Below are 18,464 nucleotides of genomic sequence, written 5' to 3'. Positions count from 1 at the left end.
TCGGTCCAAAATTAATTTTACCTATATGATGATACCTAACAGGTTTTGAAAACCTGTTAGGATATTTATCTATAATTTTTTGAATCGTATTGCTGTTCCGCCAGCACCGCCTAAATGTAATTTCAATACATCCGAAGCTTTTACGGTTTTCTTAGAAATCGCAATTGCAGCCGGATTGTGTGTTTCATCCGTTCCTTCGGCGTCAGCATAAATCTGAGCTTCGTAAGTTGCTTTTGGATCTAAGAATGATAAGGCAACATTTACATCTCTTGCCTTTTCATTTGTGATCGTTCCTAAAAACCAATCCGCACTATTTCTGTCTTTACGGGCTGTTGTAATATATTCTCCAATTTTTCCTTCTAATACTTTGGTATCTTCCCAGTCTGTTGGAACATCTTTTAAGAATTGCAATGCTGGTTTTCCTTCATAATTTTCAGGAAGATCGGCCATCATCTGAATTGGTGCATAAATTGTTACATACAATGCTAATTGTTGCGCTGCTGTTCCGTGTACTCTTTTTCCCGGATAACCTTGTTTTACCTCAACATCAAAGATTCCCGGTGTATAATCCATTGGTCCTGAAAGCAATCTTGTAAACGGAATAATCGTCAAGTGGTTTGGCGGATTTCCTTCGCTCCAGGCGTTGTATTCCTGTCCTCTTGCTGCTTCTCTTGAAACCATGTTTGGAAAAGTTCTGCGTTCTCCGGTATCTTTTATTGATTCGTGATATAAAACGGCTAAATCATATTGCGCTGCTTTCTCCAAAATGTATCTGAAATAGTTCACTCCAAATTGTCCGAAATGATTTTCTTTCATGTTCAATTTAGAACCTACGTGACCAATTTTAACCGAATGCATTCCTAATTTCTTGTACAATGCAAAACCTTCGTCTACTTCTTTTAAGTAATTAATCAGGTTTGAACCCGTTTCATGATACCCCATTAATTCGACATCTTTTGCCTTTCCGTAGGCTACCACTTTTTCTAAGTCGAAGTTGTCAGCACTTTTGGTAAAACTAAACATGTGCATTTTATTCTCATACCAGGCAGGTGTCCATCCTTTATTCCAACCTTCGATTAATAAATGGTGAAATCCTTCTTTGGCTGTAAAATCAATATATTCTTCAGCATGTTTGGTTGTTGCACCCTGAATATCACTTTCCCAGAAAGAATACTTTCCAATGTGCATTCCCCACCAGATTCCGAAGTATTTGTATGGTTTAAAGTAGCTTGTGTTCTTTAATTTGTTTGGATCATTCAGATTTAAAATCAAATAAGAAGTAATCAAATCTCCCGGGTTTTCACCAATTTGAAGCGTTCTCCACGAAGAAGTAAAGCTATCTTTTACACGAACTTTGACACCGTCAGACCAAGGCACTAAATCCGATTTCAATTGTGTTCCGGTTGTGTTGACCAAAGTCATACTGGCAAAATCTACCAAATTGGCTTCATGAAAACTCAATGCCAATCCGCTTTTGCTTTCGATTGTAAGCGGCGTCAAAACAGTATCTAAAGTACTTACCGGTGCATCTTTAAAAAGATATTCATCGCGGTTTTCTCTGTTTGCCGGAATCCACCACGCTTTTCCATCTTCCTTCAAATTGAAAGTCGTTTTTTCATCCATAATGAAAATACTGTCTTTTACATTTTGTTTTGGATACACATATCGAAACGCAATTCCGTCATCGAACGCACGAAACTGAATTTCTAATTTGCGTTTGTTGCCACTCTTTTGCTGTAATTGAACTGAAAGCTGATTGTAATGGTTTCTAATGTTTTTCTTTTCTCCCCAAACCTGTTCCCATGTTTCATCAAAAGAAGTATTTTTCACATTTTTGATTTCGAAGTCAGAACTTAAATTCTCATTTCCTTTCAATAAAAATCCCATATCTGATGGTGTAATCACTTCGGTTTTTCCGTGTGAAACAGCATATTTTGGAGCGTTTTTTACCAGCTCGAATTTTATTTTATTCTGCCCGTTTGGCGAAGCCAATTCGTAAGCATTTTTATTTTTCTGACTGTATCCAATCGTGATAGATAACAATACGGCGGAAAGAATTAGATTTTTTTTCATGATTTTTTCTTAATTCGTCTTTCATAAATCGGATGCCGATGTAACTGCATCCGATTTAAAAAGACTCAACTTAAACTAACTTATTTTTATCCTGTTTGGGATGTATTTTTTTTGCCACTCCCGATAGCTATCGGGATAAAAGATTCGAAATGATTTTTTAATTTTTTTCTCACGCAGATTTAGCAGATCTGGCAGATTTCTAATTTTTAATTCTCAACCTTTAATCATTTTATACTTTTTTATCCCGTAGGGATTTAATGTTGGTAGAAAAACAGAAATCCGGTTTTAATGTCCCGTCAGGGACTACATGTTCTTATTTTGTGTATTCCCTAACGGGAAAAATTACGACACTAATTGATATTGCTACCGACATTAAATCCCTACGGGATAAAAACAACTGATTTATTTAACCCACTCTGTTTTAAAAGTGGTTTTACCTGTTAGTGCATTTGGTGCCACTTCAAAATTGTTTCCTTTTTTAGTCACTGTGATTTCCTGAACGGCATCTCCATCCGGTAAAAATACTTTGGCTTTCGCCGAAGTTGTAGCATCACTTGCATACACTTTCAAAGTCAATTTGCTCCAGTCCATATCTTTAGTAGATTGTGCTAAAGCGATATGAGGTAATGCTGTTCCGTCTTTTACCAAAACTACAATTGGCACTTCGCCCGCTTTGATTTTATGCCATCCTGATTGGTATACTTTTTTCGTTTGATAGTCAATCCAGGTTCCTTCCGGAAGATAAACATCTCTTTCTGTCACTTCTTCAAAAAGTGGAGCAACTAATAAACTTGAACCAAATAAATATTCATTATCTACTAACCAGGCTCCCGGATCGTTTGGATATTCTACAAATAAAGCACGCATCATTGGTAATCCTTTTTGAGAACTCTCTTTTGCCTGAGCGTAGATGTATGGCATTAATTCGTAACGCATATTATCTGCTTTTCTAAATCCTTCTAAGAAATCTTTGCTGTATAACCAAGGCTCGCGCGGAGGTTCGCCATGGCTTCTTACGTGTGAAGTAAACATTCCGAACGGTGCCCATCTTCTGTATAAATTCTCAGGCGATTTTGTTGCAAATCCACCTACATCATGACTCCAGAAACTGAATCCGCTTAATCCTAGTGAAAGTCCGCCTCTTAATTCAGCCGACATGGCACCGTTTGAAGTTTCAGCATCTCCACCCCAATGCAATGGATAACGTTGAGATCCTGCCCAGGTGCTTCTGGCCCAGATTAAAGTATACCCTTTTTCTTTCTGTGTAATTTCGGCGACAGCCTTATTATAACGTAACGGATATAAATTGTGTTCGTAGAAACCGGTTCTTCCCGAATGGTAAATTCCCTCTGGCGGTGCAGCTTCTCCAAAATCAACTTTGAAAACAGAAACGCCCTGATCAAATAAATGTTTCAATTTTGCCTGATACCAGGTAACGGTTTCCGGATTTGAAAAATCTAAAACAGCATCTTCATAAGGAAGATTTCCTTTGCGATCTCTTACTGCTAAATTCTTGTCCATTATTTCTTTGAATAATGTGTTTTTTGGAGAAAAATAAGGCAGTTGCCATAAACACACATGGAAACCATCGTCTTTTAAATCAGACATCATTTTTTGAGCATCTGGAAAACGCTCTTTAGAAAACTCATAATTGTTTCTCCAATCTACATCAAACCAACCTGTATCAAAGTGAATAACATCCGTCGGAATTTTATATTTACGTAAATCTTTGGCAACTTCTCTTCCTTCTTTTTCAGTAAAATAAGTGATTCTGCTCATCCAGAAACCAAACGACCAAAGTGGTGGCATGGCAGCTTTTCCGGTCAAATCTGTATATTGATCTAAAATGTCTTTTGGCTCTCCGATAAAGAAAAATAAATCGGCTTCGTCATCTCCAATGTACATTTCGTTGGCGCTTCCAAAATACCTGCCAAAGTCAACCGTAATTGGTGTCGAATGGTGCATAAAAACTCCGTAACCACGGCTACTCATATAAAACGGAACCGGTTTGTACATCGTTTCATTCTGAATTCCGTTAGCATCATCCGTCCATAAAACTACTTTTTGACCGCGTTTGTTGAATTGCGTGAACGATTCTCCACAACCAAATATTTTCTCATCTGGTTCTAAACTGAAAGCCGCGCCCATACTTCTTGAGTAATCGCTATTTCTGCGTACATAAGAAAACGGAAGTGTTGGTGTATAGGTGTTTTTGAAATCAGAATCATGAAGCGTACTGGTCAGTAATTTTCCAGTTTCATCATAGATTTTTACGTGCCACGGTTTTGTCAGAATTTCAACTCTTCCGTGTTTACTTGTATAACTGTGACCACCTTCAATTTTAGAATATTTCCATAATTCAGGATGATTTGGCGCAACACCGTTAATCAACATCAGAGATTCTTTTTCAGGATGAAATTGTGGTCCGGAAGTCGTTTTGATGCGGATTGTTCTGTCTGAAACAAACTGAATCTGGAAAGGCAATTCAGGCGAAACTTCATATTCCGTTGTTGGAAATTCGTTTGGTTTTTCCACATCAGGTTTCATCATCATGTTGTTGAAAGCCTGACGTGTTTTGTAATTGTATCTTAAATATTTTATAGTTCCCTTTCCGGTTGCAGGATCGAAAGAAGCCAATTCATCTGCAAAATAAAAAGTGTTCAGGTAATTCTGAAAATCTTTGCTGATATCTATTGGTGCATTAAGCACATCTGCATTTTGAATTTGTGCTGATGCTTTTGGCGTCCATAACAATCCCAGGAATAGAGATAAAGAAGCTATTTGTATTTTTTTCATCGGGTATCTTTTACTATTATTTTATTCTGCTGTAATTACAATTGTTGCGGGTTTTAATCCATTCGCTTTAGCGGTCAATTCTAATCTTCCTGTTTTATTAGAAGACTGAACAATTACTAAACATTTTCCGTTTAGAGCGGTATGTTTAGAACCTTTGTACGATTCGTGGCTAACCGGGTCTCCACTACAAACTCCCACTATTTTCCCCTCTCCTTTTAAAGAGAAATTGATTTCGTTATTTGCGTTTGGCGCTAAAATTCCTTTTGCATCCAGAATATCAACCGTTACAAATGATAAATCATTTCCGTCTGCCTTTATATTACTTCTGTCTGCGGTCAATTTTAAATTGGATGGATTTTCTGCGGTTTTGATTTCCGTTTCTAAAACAGTTTTTCCGTTTTTACGGGAAACAGCTTTTAAGGTTCCGGCCTGAAAAGGAACTTTCCACATTACATGCAAATCATCTCCTTTTTTGCTTCTGATTCCAACTGATTTTCCATTTAAGAAAAGCTCAACCTCATCGGCTTTATTATAATAGGCCCAAACATCAACGGTTTGTCCCGCTTTCCAGTTCCAATGTGGAAAAATGTGCAATACGGTTTTATCAGTCCATTCGCTTTGGTACATATAATAAACGTCTTTCGGAAAACCGGCTAAATCTACAATTCCGAAATACGAACTGATTGACGGCCATTCGTAAGGAGTTGGTTCGCCGATATAATCAAAACCGGTCCAAATGTACATTCCGGAAAGGTAATCGTGTTTTTTAATGACTTTCCAGGTCGCTTCGTGTGTAGAGCCCCAAGGCGCCTGCACCTGATCATAAGCCGAAACGGTGTTTCCCGGATTTCCATCTGTAAATTTAAGATCCCATCGTACTGGCCATTTTTTAATCGAATCAGAGTTGGCATCATAATAACCACGCGTTTCTAAAGCTGATGTAGTTTCAGTCGCAATAAAAGGTGTGTTTGGAAAATTCTTTTTATGATATTCATAAGTTTGATGCGCATAATTGTAACCGATAAGATCTAAAACTCCGGCTGCGGCAAGTGGATTTATTTGAACATTATTCTTTTCGAATTGTAACGTTACAGCATCAATATTCATGTTTACCGGCGGATTCATTGCCGCGGTTAAGGGACGTGTTTTATCGTATTGACGTGTAATTGCTGCTAATTCTTTTGCGATTGTAACACCGTTTTCGCTCCATTGTTCCGGAATTTCATTTCCGATACTCCAAACAAAAATACTTGGGTGATTACGGTCACGAAGCAATTGATCGATTAAATCTTTCTTGTGCCATTTGTCCCAGTCGTTTGCATAATCGTATTTGGTTTTATTCTGTTTCCACATGTCGAATGCTTCATCCATGACAATGAAACCCATTTTGTCACAAAGGTCTAAAAGCTCGGGAGCAGGTGGATTATGTGAAGTTCTGATTCCGTTTACACCCATTCCTTTTAAAATTTCCAGCTGGCGTTCGATGGCGCGCGTGTTGATTGCCGAACCAAGTGGCCCTAAATCATGGTGCATGCAAACTCCTTTGATTTTAACCTGTTTTCCGTTTAACAGGAAACCTTTATCCAAATCAAATTTAAAATCTCTGATTCCGAAATTGGTTTTGTACTGATCAACGATTTTATCCTCAACAGCAATTTCAGTAACTGCAGTGTATAATTCCGGTTTGTCAACTGACCATAAAGTTGGAGTTTCAACCTCTGTCACTTGTTTGATGGTTTGTTTGGCGTTTGCCCCGATCGTTATATTTTGGGTAACAGTTGTTACTTTAGTATCATCTTTAAAAATAGTAGTGGTTACTGTTGCTTTTTTTGAAACTGAATTCTGATTCTGAATCGTAGTTTCAAAATTTACGGAAGCTTTTTCGGCAGTAACTTTTGGAGTAGTAACATAGGTCCCCCATTGCCCAACATGAAGTTTATCAGTAGTTTCGATCCAGACATTTCTAAAAATTCCTGATCCTGAATACCAACGTGAATTGGGTTGTTTTGAATTGTCAACCTTAACAATAATTTCATTGTTTTTGTCTCCATAATTTAAGTAAGGAGAAATTTGATATTGAAAACCAATATATCCGTTTGGGCGTTTTCCTAAATAATATCCGTTTACCCAAACTTCACTGTTTCTGTAAACTCCGTCAAAAATGACTGAAGTTACTTTGCTGCTGTCTTCAGCTGCAACTTTGAATGTTTTTTTATACCAGCCTAAACCGCCGTTTAATGCTCCTCCGCCATAACCAGCCGGACTTTTTTCATCAAATTTTCCTTCTACACCCCAATCGTGAGGAACACTTAATGTTCTCCACTTAGTTGAAGTCCCAATAGTATCTTTATCGATGATGCTATCATTTAAATGAAAACTCCAATCGGAATTAAAAGAAATTTTTCGGTTGCTAAATTTTTGATCATCTGTTTTTTTGCATCCTGTCATTACAACAAAACACACCAATAATAATCCTAATTTTTTGTACGAAGCTAGCTGAAACATAGTATTATAAATTTTAAAATAACCTGAAAATAGCGAAACTACTTTCAGGTTATTATGAATTAAAAAATCTTATAATTTTAAGGAATTATATAATGGAAAACAAACCATTCATCCTTTCCTGCATCATATGATGTTCCCAACCAGATACCTTTTTGAAGATAACCTGTATTATACGCTTTCACTACTTTAATCACGTTGACTGTTGGATTCATCCAGCTGGTAGAATTTTGAATTAATGTATTTGTGCCTAAATTGATTTCATTGGTTTCACTGTTGATAGTAAATAAACCGGTAGTTACAACGCCATTTTGACTTCTTGTATAGTTTAATTTACCTCCCCATTGATCAAAACGAATCCATGAATTACCAGCCAATGCTGCCCAATCGTCATTCCATCCCCAGTTATAAGAACTTGTCGAATCAACAGTCCAGCCTTTTCCTTTTCCAATCCAGTCTACAGGATTCCCTTTTCCATCTAAATTCCAAACTCTACCTGCACCAACTCCACCAGTAAGCATCGTTAACAATTCTCCCGGAGCAAATTTGGGATTAAAACCTTCATCAACAACAGGAACAGTAACCGGAGGAACATAGCTGTCAGCATAATCTTTAGCGACATAATTCCAGATGTACCACCAAGTACCTTCACTATTGGTTCTAAGTACAGCAATTCTTAACTGATTATCAGTAAGTTTTAATACTTTAATATTGTTATTCCAGTTACTTGCGTTTGCAATATAGTTGTCTGGTCTTAGGATAGTTGCTCCTGTAGATGTTAAAGTATGCGCGTTGATGTCTAAGAAATAAGTTCCGCTTTCTTTTACAGTTCCGTCTTTTTCCTGAACCGTCATAAAAGGTCCGCCATCAAGGCTGAAAGTCATGTATCGTCCCCAATGCATGTCTGCATCTGTACTTGAATTAGCATTTCCTTCAGGTTCCCAGTTTGGTGTAAAGTTACCCCACTCTACCACTCCACTAGGATCAGCATAAGACATAGCACCCATTGCCAAGCCATATTTACCATTATCAGCTACCCATGATTTTTTCTTACCAACTCCACCGGATAAAGCCGTCCAAAGTGGGTCATTCACATAGTTCAAATTGTCTTTAGTTACCGTAACCGTTACAGGATCCAGCTGTACAATTCCGGCATCAGTAACAGCAGAAATTTTTATAGTATAATTACCTTTAAAAGCATATTTAACTGTTTCTGTTGCTTTGTTTGATTTCCCTGTTACATAATCCCAGGTCAAAATAACACCCGGGGTCGTATTCTTTAAAACTACCGTATTTCCACCCGGATCTACAGCAAAATCCTGAGTAATTTCAAATTTAATATCTGATTTATTTGTAATAGGATCCAAGGAGTAAGACTCTGGCGAACAAGAGGATAACAGCATTGCTGCCACCATCAAAAAGGATGAGATTACTATTTTAATATTTTTCATTGTGTTTCATTTTTTAATTAAAATTACCAACCGGCATTTTGTTTTAATACTCCATTAGACAATGTAATCTGAGTATTCGGAATTTGTTGCAATCCTTTTGTTGCCTGAATTTTAGCTGCCGAGATTGTTTTTGTTCCGGCAACTCCACCACTTAACAAGGTAGTAGTTTCAGCAATTGTAGAAGAGGCTTTTCCAATACCCTGACGTAGTAAATCCCAATATCTAACACCCTCAAGAGCAAATTCTAAATGTCTTTCTTTCAAAATATTATCAGCGTTTACTGGTAAAGCGGTAAAGTTGTCTTTGTAAGCTCTTTTTCTTACCTCATCAAAATAAGCCTGAGCATTTCCACTTCCAAGCTCTGCTGCCATTAATAAAACATCGGCATATCTCACTACCACATAATCCTGAAATTGGCTAATATCCCAAAATTGGCTACCCATAGTTAACGGAAGATCTTTCCCGTCTTTATCCACCATTGGCGAATATTTTTTGTTGTAATAACCTGTATACTCTCTTTGGCTGTTCTTTTTATCAAAAGGAATTTTCTCTTCATCAATTCCAATTACCGTTGCGACACGTCTGGTATCTTTTGCATCGTACACATTCCATAATTTAGAGTTTACAGTAATTCCCCATCCGCGTCCATAAGGGTAAGAAGAGAACTCTCTCATTCCAAACATTACCAACCAGCCATTACCATCCGTATTTCCGTTATAATCACTTGTGTAAGTATATTTTATAGAAAACACAATTTCTTTATTGCTTTCACCTGCATATTTATCAAGTGAAGCCGCTGGCCATAAAGTAGAGAAATCTGCCACCAAACCATGTCCGCTATTGGCAATAACATTTTCTAAATGACCCAGAGCCTGAGCTTTAGTAACTACTCCAACTAAATCACTTTTTCCATAATAACCAGTATAGTACAGGTAAACACGTCCTAGTAAAGATTTGGCTGCCCATTTTGTAATACGTCCACCAGTTGTTGTGTTGTATGCTGTTGCTGGCAAATTGTCTGCAGCAAAAACCAAATCCTGCGCTATTACTTTATAAACTTCATCAGGATTTGCCTGTGGAACATTTTCAGAAGAAGGCGCTGTTAACAATGGAATATTTCCCCATAAACGCACCATTTCAAAATAAAGATACGCTCTGATAAATTTAGTTTCAGATTCGTAAGTGTTTTTTAAAGTTGTATTTCCTTTCCAGTCAATCTGATCCATTTTAGACAAGAAAATATTACAACGGTAAAGTGCTTTATAGTAAGCAATCCAGTTACCATTCAGCATATCAACATCTGATGGAGAACGTGTAATATCAAATTCATCGATAGCTGCATAATTGAAACCATCAGAATTACCGGTTCCTCCAAAACAATCATCAGACATTACTTCGCTTATTACCGGAACACCCAGGCCCGATGCTCCGGTAGCAACTTGCAAACCATCATAACAACCCACAAGTGCTGTGTAAGCATCATCTGTGGTTTTGTAAAAATTTGTATCTGTTAGTTGTGTCAACGGTTCTGTTTCTAAACTGCAAGAACCCAGAGACAATAAGCTAAAACAGAAAATATATAAATATGTATTTTTCATCTTTTTATTTATTAAAGTTTAACATTTAATCCCATCATGAATGTTCTTGGTCTTGGATAGTATCCAACATCAACACCTGATGAAAATTTCTGGTCATCGTTTGAAGAACCAAATCCAATTTCAGGATCCATACCATTGTATTTTGTAAAAGTGTATAGATTTAATACTGAGAAATAAAGTCTGAACTGACTTGCAAAAAATGGTTTTGATTGTTTCATTTTAGCGAAATCAAATCCTAGTGAAACTGTGCTGATTCTTAAGAAATCACCATCCTGAATGTATAAGTCAGAAAACTGTGTAAAGTTTCTGTTGTCTTCAGTTACTCTCGGAACCGTGTTTGACGAACCTTCACCATGCCAACGATCTAAAATTGCAGATGTATAATTTCCGTAAGCGCCGGCCTGATTTCTATAAGATTGTACGATTTGGTTTCCTGCAACACCATTTGCCATCAATGAAAAGTCAAACGCTTTATAACTAGCTGACAAAGAGAAACCAAATGTAAAGTCAGGATTTGGTTTTCCGATCTCTGTTTTATCAGAAGCATCTATTTTGTCATCTCCGTTTACATTTTGATAAATCAGATCTCCAGGAGCTGCATTAGGCTGTAATACTACACCACTAGCTGATTTATAATTATTAATTTGCTCCTGATTTTGGAAAACACCACCTGTTTTATATCCCCAGAAATAACCTAATGGGAAACCGTTTTGTGCTCTGTAGAATTCACCTGCATTATCATAAAGCTCATTGCTTAACCCGTGAATAATACCATCAGAATTAGGAATCTGTCCAACTGTGTTTTTATTATAAGCACCATTTGCACTAATGTTATAATTAAAATCTCCAATTTTATTTTGGTAATTCAAGCTTAACTCAACCCCTTTATTTACTACATCTCCACCATTAATAAATGGAGCATCAGCACCGGCAGTTGCCAATATTGGAGCCAAAATTAACCAGTCTTTACTTTTCTTATTGTAAACATCAAAAGTTACACTTAAAGCATTATTTAAAAATCTGGCATCTAAACCAAAGTCAACCTGCTCTGAAGTTTCCCATTTTAAATCCAGATTTGAAAGCCTGTCCGGATAAGCTCCTGGTGTAAGAACACCTTCCGTATCTCCAAAAATGTAATTCGTATTGTTTGATTTGATAGTAGATAGATATTGGAAAGCTCTTGCATTTTGATTTCCTACTTGTCCCCAGCTTCCTCTCAATTTAAGAAAGTTGATTACTTTTGAATCTTTCAAAAACGCTTCATTTGATACAATCCATCCTGCAGAAACAGATGGGAAATAACCCCACTCATTTTCTTTAGAAAAAACAGAAGATCCATCCATTCTAAAAGTGGCATTTAACAAATAAGTTTCTTTATAGTTATAGTTTAACCTTCCAAAGTAAGACATTCTTTTAGTCTCTTGTTTCAGACCAGTCATTGTCATTTTTGCACCATCTTTATTAGTGGTATTGTTTAACCAGGCATGTTCTAAATCATCAAAAATCACATCTGCGTTAGTTGCCGATACATTCGTTCCGTCATAATTAATAGAAGAGGTACCTACCATAGTTTCAAAGTGATGATTTTCGGCAGCATTAAATTTATAGGTTAACAAGTTATCCCAAGTAATAGTTTTGCCTTTGTTCATGTTTTGATTCACTTTGTCAAAAGCACTATTTGCATAAATTGACAATTGGTAAATAGGAGAATAAGAATGACCTTCTCCTGCATAATAATCAAGACCTAAGGTAGTTTTTAACGTTAAGTTTTTTATTGGCTCAATTTGCAAATAAACATTACCTAATAATTTCTGGTTGTTACTTTCATTTTGATTGTTGTAAACCATTAAAGCATACGGGTTTGCGGCACCTGCCAACCATGGTTCAGTATCTTTTGTAGTGTCATAATAATTACCATCAGCATCGTACATTGGCATTAATGGAGTTGCCTGAAAAGCATTTCTTAATGAATTATTATATTGATTTCCAACACCAATTCCGTTTTTATCAATATAAGCGAAGCTTAAGTTTTCACCTAAAGTCACAACATCTTTGTACAATTTATGTTCAGAATTAAATCTGAAATTGTAACGTTCGTAGTTGGACAAATCTTTTCCTCCTACAACCCCTTCCTGACCTAAATAAGACAATGAAGTAGAATAAACAGAAGTATCAGAACCACCTGAAGCTCCAAATGAAAAGTTTTTAGTGGCGGCATTATCAGTAAGCATATGGTCCATCCAGTTTGTTCCTGATCCTAATGCTGCAATTTGATCATTCGTGAAATAGGGATTTTTACCAGAATTCACAGCGGCTTCATTTAGCATAACACCATATTCTGTTGCGTTTAGCAAATCAACTTTTCTGGCTACAGATTGAATTCCATAGTATTGATCGAATGTGATTTGCCCGCCTGCGCCACGTTTTCCTTTTTTGGTCGTTACCAAAATAACCCCGTTTGAAGCCTGAGAACCATAAATAGCAGCTGAAGCAGCATCTTTTAAAACCGAAATAGATTCGATATCTGAATTGTTCAAATAAGAAATATCACTTGTCAATATTCCATCTACAACATAAAGCGGACTAGTTCCTGCAGTCGAACCAGCACCTCTGATCACAACATTCAAACCTTCTCCCGGTTGTCCTGAAGTAGACGTAACCTGAAGTCCCGCCGCTTGTCCCTGAAGTGCCTGAAGTGCATTTGTAGTATTGGTTTTCGCAAGATTCTCTCCACTTACCTGAGTAACAGCATTGGTAACTAATGTTTTCTTTTGCGAACCGTATCCAATAACAACTACTTCTTTAAGTTCTGAAGTTTCTTCCTCCAATTTGACGTTAATCGTTTGTTGCGTTCCTACGGTTATTTTCTGGCTTTTGAATCCAATAAAAGTAAATATCAGAACATCGCCTGACTTTGCTTCTATTTTATAATTTCCGTCAAAATCGGTTGTAGCACCGGTTTTAGTTCCCTGTACAGCGACACTTGCCCCCGGAATTCCCATTCCGTCAACGGTCGATATTACAGTTCCACTTACAGATCGGGATTGTGCCTGTGCAAAACCCGACTGTATCATAAATAAGCTAAACAACAGTGCCGTGCAAAACGAGGACATTGTTGTTTTCATACAATAGTTGCTTTTCATAATAAAAAAAGTTGGTTAAATTAAGTTAGTTGATTGTATATAAGAGTGTAAGTTTCATTGCGCGTATACCAATAACGACAATTATACAGACTGTTTTCAGCTGTTTTAATTGCTTCCAAAATTGTTCTTTTAAAACTTATAGTCATTTTGAACTTATCTTATGGTAAATTTGACTACAAGTGTAAAACTTTTTTTCTATTTTAGCAAAATATTAAGGTTATTTTTTTCTAATTCTGATTTATGGAGATTCAATTTTATTGATCTGATAAGTTTACGGTCGAAAATGAAATAAATAATATCAAAAAAATACCGAAGTAGAATTTTGATAATCAATCATTTAAAGAATTCTGATTTTTAAATTGATTTTTTTAAGAATTTCAAATAGCTGATTATCAAATTTTTACTTTGTTAAAAAAATATTAAGTAATCAATAAAGACACTTATGCATTTTATTTGTTTAATTTGTCAAAATTTCTCTCATGCATGGATAAAAAAATAGATTCCGATTCAGTCCTGAAAAATGAACAAAATGCAATGAATGCGATCACGATTGACTGCGTTATATTTGGTTTTGATGAAGGAAGTTTAGAAGTCCTTCTGGTGCAACATGGCGAAGGAATCAGTAAAGGGAAATGGGGACTTCCCGGAGGATGGATTTATAAAAAGGAAAGCACAGACAACGCAGCACATCGTTTATTGAATGAGCTAACCGGTCTTGATAATATTTATCTGGAACAGCTAAAAGCCTTTGGAGATCCGGATCGTTTTCCGCTTCGACGGGTTATCACTATCGGATATTATGCTTTGGTGAAAAGAGAAGATTATAATATTAAAGCAGGTTTTACGGCAGCAGATGCCAAATGGTATAAAATTGATGCTATTCCGAATTTAATTTATGATCACAATGAAATTCTGGCTTATAGTCTGAAACATCTTCAAAACAGAGTGCGTCAGGCGCCAATTGGTTTCAATCTTTTGCCTGAAAAATTCACTTTATTGCAATTAATGCATTTGTATGAAGAGATTTTAGGAATCGAAATGGACAAATCTAATTTCAGACGAAAAATTCTGCATATGAAATTATTGGTTGCTTTAGATGAAAAACAACAAGACGTTTCGCATCGAGCGGCAAAATTATATAAATTTGATCCGGAGATTTATACTAAACTCACTGAAAGAGGTTTCAATTTTGAATTTTAATAACACGCTTATACAAGCAAAGAATGGCAGCATTATCCCCTAAAGAAATTTCTAAAATCGACACTATTTTAAATAGCCCGACACCAGCAGTTGATGGTATTTCAATTGACTGCGTAATTTTTGGTTTTAAAAAAGGAAGTCTGGAAGTGCTCTTGGTACAACATGCCGGAGGAGAAAGTGAAGGAAACTGGGGATTGCTTGGCGGCTGGATGAAAAGAGAAGAAAGCGCTGATGATGCCGCACATAGAATTCTTTATGAACTTACCAGTCTTGACAATATTTATCTGGAACAGCTAAAGGCATTTACAAATCCAAAAAGGGTTTTAGATCGACGTATTGTTACTATCGGATATTACACTCTTGTCAATCAGGAAGATTATGATGTTAAAGCCAGTTTAGCAGTAAAGGAGGCAAAGTGGTGTAGAATCAATGAAATTCCGAATCTAATATTTGACCACAACGAGATTTTAAATTTCAGTTTATTGCAGCTTCAAAACCGCGTTCGCCAGGCGCCAATTGGATTCAATCTTTTGCCTGAAAAATTCACTTTATTGCAGTTAATGCATTTATATGAAGAGATTTTGGGAGTTGAACTGGAAAAATCGAACTTTAGAAGAAAAATTTTGCACATGAAATTGTTGGTTGCCTTAGATGAAAAACAACAAGATGTTTCGCACAGAGCAGCAAAATTATACAAATTTGATCCTGACATTTACAGTAAACTAACCGAAAAAGGATTTAATTTTGAATTTTAAGGTCTAATTTAAATTCCAGATTCTAACTATCGAAGAACTACATTCCAGAATCCAAAACTTTGCGCTATCTTTGCGCCTTAATAACATGCTCTAACGCAATCGCTACAGGGCAAATTTACATCCGGAAATTACTAAAACTCGCATAAGAGAATTGAAATAATAAAATGAAGAAGATACGTAACTTTTGCATTATTGCACACATTGACCACGGTAAAAGTACACTGGCAGACCGCTTATTGGGCGCTACACAAACCGTTACAGCTCGTGAAGAAAAAGCACAATTGCTTGACAACATGGACCTGGAGCGCGAGCGTGGAATCACCATTAAGAGTCACGCCATACAAATGGAATATACTTATAAAGGAGAAGAATATATTTTAAATTTAATTGACACTCCTGGTCACGTTGACTTTTCATACGAAGTTTCGCGATCTATTGCCGCCTGCGAAGGGGCGCTTTTGATCGTTGATGCTGCACAAAGCATTCAGGCACAAACAATTTCAAACTTATATTTAGCTTTAGAAAATGACCTGGAAATTATTCCGGTTTTGAATAAGGTGGATTTACCAAGCGCTAATCCGGAAGAAGTTAGTGACGATATCATCGATTTATTAGGATGTAAATTGGAAGATATTATTCATGCTTCTGGAAAAACAGGGTTTGGTGTTGAGAATATCTTAGCAGCTATTATCGAAAAAATCCCTCCACCAAAAGGAAATGTTGATGAACCCTTACAGGCATTGATTTTTGATTCACATTACAATCCATTCCGTGGAATTGAGGTAATTTTTAGAGTTGTAAATGGAGAAATCAGAAAAGGGCAAAAAATTAAATTCATGGCTACCGGCAATGAATATTTTGCTGATGAAGTAGGAACTTTAAAGTTGAATCAGGTTCCAAAAAATGTTATTTCTACCGGAGATGTTGGATATTTGATTTCTGGAATTAAAGAAGCAAAAGAAGTAAAAGTTGGTGATACATTGACAGATGCAAAAACACCAACCACAAATATGATTACTGGTTTTGAGGATGTAAAACCAATGGTATTTGCCGGAATTTATCCTGTTGATACTGAAGATTATGAAGATTTGCGTTCTTCTATGGAGAAATTGCAATTGAATGATGCTTCGTTAGTTTTTACACCTGAAAGTTCTGCAGCGTTAGGATTTGGTTTCCGTTGCGGATTCTTAGGAATGCTTCACATGGAAATTATCCAGGAACGTTTAGAGCGTGAGTTCGATATGACTGTAATTACTACAGTTCCTAACGTTTCGTATCTGGCTTACACCAAAAAAGATCCGGAAACTCCATTCGTAGTAAACAATCCTTCTGACTTACCTGAACCATCTCGTTTAGACAGAGTTGAAGAACCTTTTATTAAAGCGACCATCATTACAAAATCTGATTTCGTTGGAAACGTAATGAGTTTATGTATTGAAAAACGTGGTCAAATTACGAATCAAACGTATTTGACTACAGAACGTGTTGAATTAAATTTTGATATGCCGTTGGCCGAAATTGTATTCGATTTTTACGATCGTTTAAAAACAGTTTCTAAAGGTTATGCTTCTTTTGATTACTCTCCTATTGGAATGAGAACTTCTAAATTAGTAAAACTGGACGTTCTTTTGAATGCACAAACGGTTGATGCACTTTCAGCTTTGATTCACGAAGACAACGCTTATAACATCGGTAAAAAAATGACCGAGAAATTACGTGAATTGATTCCAAGACAACAATTTGATATTCCGATTCAGGCGGCAATTGGAGCTAAAATCATCGCTCGTGAGACGATTAAAGCACTTCGTAAAGACGTTACCGCAAAATGTTATGGTGGAGATATTTCGCGTAAGCGTAAACTTCTTGAAAAACAGAAAAAAGGTAAAAAACGTATGAGACAAGTTGGAAACGTTGAGATTCCGCAAGAAGCTTTTATGGCTGTTTTGAAACTTAACGACTAGTTTTTTTAGAAAAAAGAGGCAAGAGTAAAGAATATAGAATAGAAACCCCCGATAACTTCGTTATCGGGGGTTTTGTTTTTATGCAATTGATATGTTAAATGTCCATCCGGATATAATGAGATCACGAACGACTTCGTTTGTTTCGGCACCGTATTTTACCGTATAGATACCTTTATTGGTAACGTATCTTTCTGATAATTTTACTGATCCATAGATACCACCGAAGATGACGGTAAAAAGTCCCAGCATAAATACGAATGTGTTTAAATTTGCAAAATTATAAAGCAAAAGCCCTAATAATAATATAACGGAAACCATCGACAGGCTAATGGCCTTATTCCTTGCATCGTAATGAATGGCTTTGCAAGACTCGCACCTGGGTATTCCAATTAAAATTTTCGAATATTCTACAGATTTGTAAATAACGATATTGGTTTTATCGTCTTCTACAGTAAGCGGTAAAAAATAACAATCATTTATATTTTGCATTTTAGCCTGTCTGCAGTAGGCGCATCTGTGATCGTGAGGCTCAAATCTCTTATAAGCCTCGTCAAAGGTGTAATTTCTAATCATTTTATTTGGGGTTTAAAATTTAAAAATTAATCTTCTCCGGTAAAGATCATTTGGACAGAACGTATTTAGTAAAAAAGCTTGCGTCCAAAAGAAAGTGCAACATGAATTATTAGCTCCAGATTTAAGTAGGTAGCACTGTTTCTAAAAATAAATTGCAAAGCAACTCATTATTCATTTGCTCTATTTTATATGGATTTAAAAATAGCAAATAAAACAAATTAACAATCTAAATTGTATGAATATTTTTCTATTTATTTCACTACTTCATAAATCCTTGTATTTACACGCTTTTTACAATTTTAGCTTAATAAACCATAAGTAAATACTTATAAAAACAAAAAAAATAATTTAATCGTCTAGTTTTTAGTGCATTTCATCGAGATTAGAATAAATTTTAACACAAAAAATATAA

At 36.1% G+C, this 18,464-nt stretch carries 10 protein-coding genes; 3 read left to right on the top strand and 7 right to left on the bottom strand.

The features are described from left to right. Positions 1–69: 69 nt before the first annotated feature. From B0A65_RS04500 to B0A65_RS04475, 6 genes are all read right to left on the bottom strand, one after another. A complete protein-coding gene (locus B0A65_RS04500) occupies positions 70–2,073 on the bottom strand; it encodes a glycoside hydrolase family 97 protein (protein ID WP_074660659.1) in 2,004 nt (667 codons plus the stop codon). Positions 2,074–2,475: 402 nt separating this feature from the next. Then, positions 2,476–4,869 carry a glycoside hydrolase family 31 protein gene (locus B0A65_RS04495; protein ID WP_074660657.1) on the bottom strand — a complete coding sequence of 798 codons (2,394 nt, stop codon included), beginning with the start codon at positions 4,867–4,869 and terminating at the stop codon, positions 2,476–2,478. A 21-nt stretch (positions 4,870–4,890) separates the two neighbouring features. After that, entirely contained in the window at positions 4,891–7,374 is a 2,484-nt protein-coding gene (locus B0A65_RS04490) for a glycoside hydrolase family 2 TIM barrel-domain containing protein (RefSeq protein WP_074660655.1), read from the bottom strand. A gap of 77 nt (positions 7,375–7,451) precedes the next feature. Beyond that, a complete protein-coding gene (locus B0A65_RS04485) occupies positions 7,452–8,822 on the bottom strand; it encodes a hypothetical protein (protein WP_242670228.1) in 1,371 nt (456 codons plus the stop codon). 23 nt (positions 8,823–8,845) lie between these two features. Further along, positions 8,846–10,420 carry a RagB/SusD family nutrient uptake outer membrane protein gene (locus B0A65_RS04480; RefSeq protein WP_074660653.1) on the bottom strand — a complete coding sequence of 525 codons (1,575 nt, stop codon included), beginning with the start codon at positions 10,418–10,420 and terminating at the stop codon, positions 8,846–8,848. Positions 10,421–10,431: 11 nt separating this feature from the next. After that, positions 10,432–13,545, bottom strand: a complete 3,114-nt coding sequence (locus tag B0A65_RS04475) for a SusC/RagA family TonB-linked outer membrane protein (protein ID WP_242670226.1) — start codon at positions 13,543–13,545, stop codon at positions 10,432–10,434. Positions 13,546–14,046: 501 nt separating this feature from the next. Here B0A65_RS04475 and B0A65_RS04470 point away from each other — a divergent pair. The 3 genes from B0A65_RS04470 to lepA all read left to right on the top strand — a co-directional run bounded on the left by B0A65_RS04470 (position 14,047) and on the right by lepA (position 17,479). Continuing rightward, positions 14,047–14,763: an NUDIX hydrolase gene (locus B0A65_RS04470; protein WP_074660651.1), complete on the top strand. Its 717-nt coding sequence runs from the start codon at positions 14,047–14,049 to the stop codon at positions 14,761–14,763. Positions 14,764–14,786: 23 nt separating this feature from the next. Further along, a complete protein-coding gene (locus tag B0A65_RS04465; RefSeq protein WP_074660649.1) occupies positions 14,787–15,518 on the top strand; it encodes an NUDIX hydrolase in 732 nt (243 codons plus the stop codon). Between the two features lie 164 nt (positions 15,519–15,682). Next, positions 15,683–17,479, top strand: coding sequence for a translation elongation factor 4 (lepA, locus tag B0A65_RS04460; protein WP_074660648.1), 1,797 nt, complete (start codon positions 15,683–15,685; stop codon positions 17,477–17,479). A 78-nt stretch (positions 17,480–17,557) separates the two neighbouring features. On the opposite strand, the gene B0A65_RS04455 is transcribed toward lepA, so the two are convergent. Beyond that, positions 17,558–18,052 carry a hypothetical protein gene (locus B0A65_RS04455; protein ID WP_074660646.1) on the bottom strand — a complete coding sequence of 165 codons (495 nt, stop codon included), beginning with the start codon at positions 18,050–18,052 and terminating at the stop codon, positions 17,558–17,560. Positions 18,053–18,464 lie beyond the last annotated feature (412 nt).

Origin of the sequence: Flavobacterium frigidimaris (genome assembly GCF_002217275.1) — a bacterium.
Classification (GTDB): domain Bacteria; phylum Bacteroidota; class Bacteroidia; order Flavobacteriales; family Flavobacteriaceae; genus Flavobacterium; species Flavobacterium aquidurense.
Note: the sequence above shows the minus strand (reverse complement) of the source record. Positions and strands in the feature narration are given on the sequence as shown.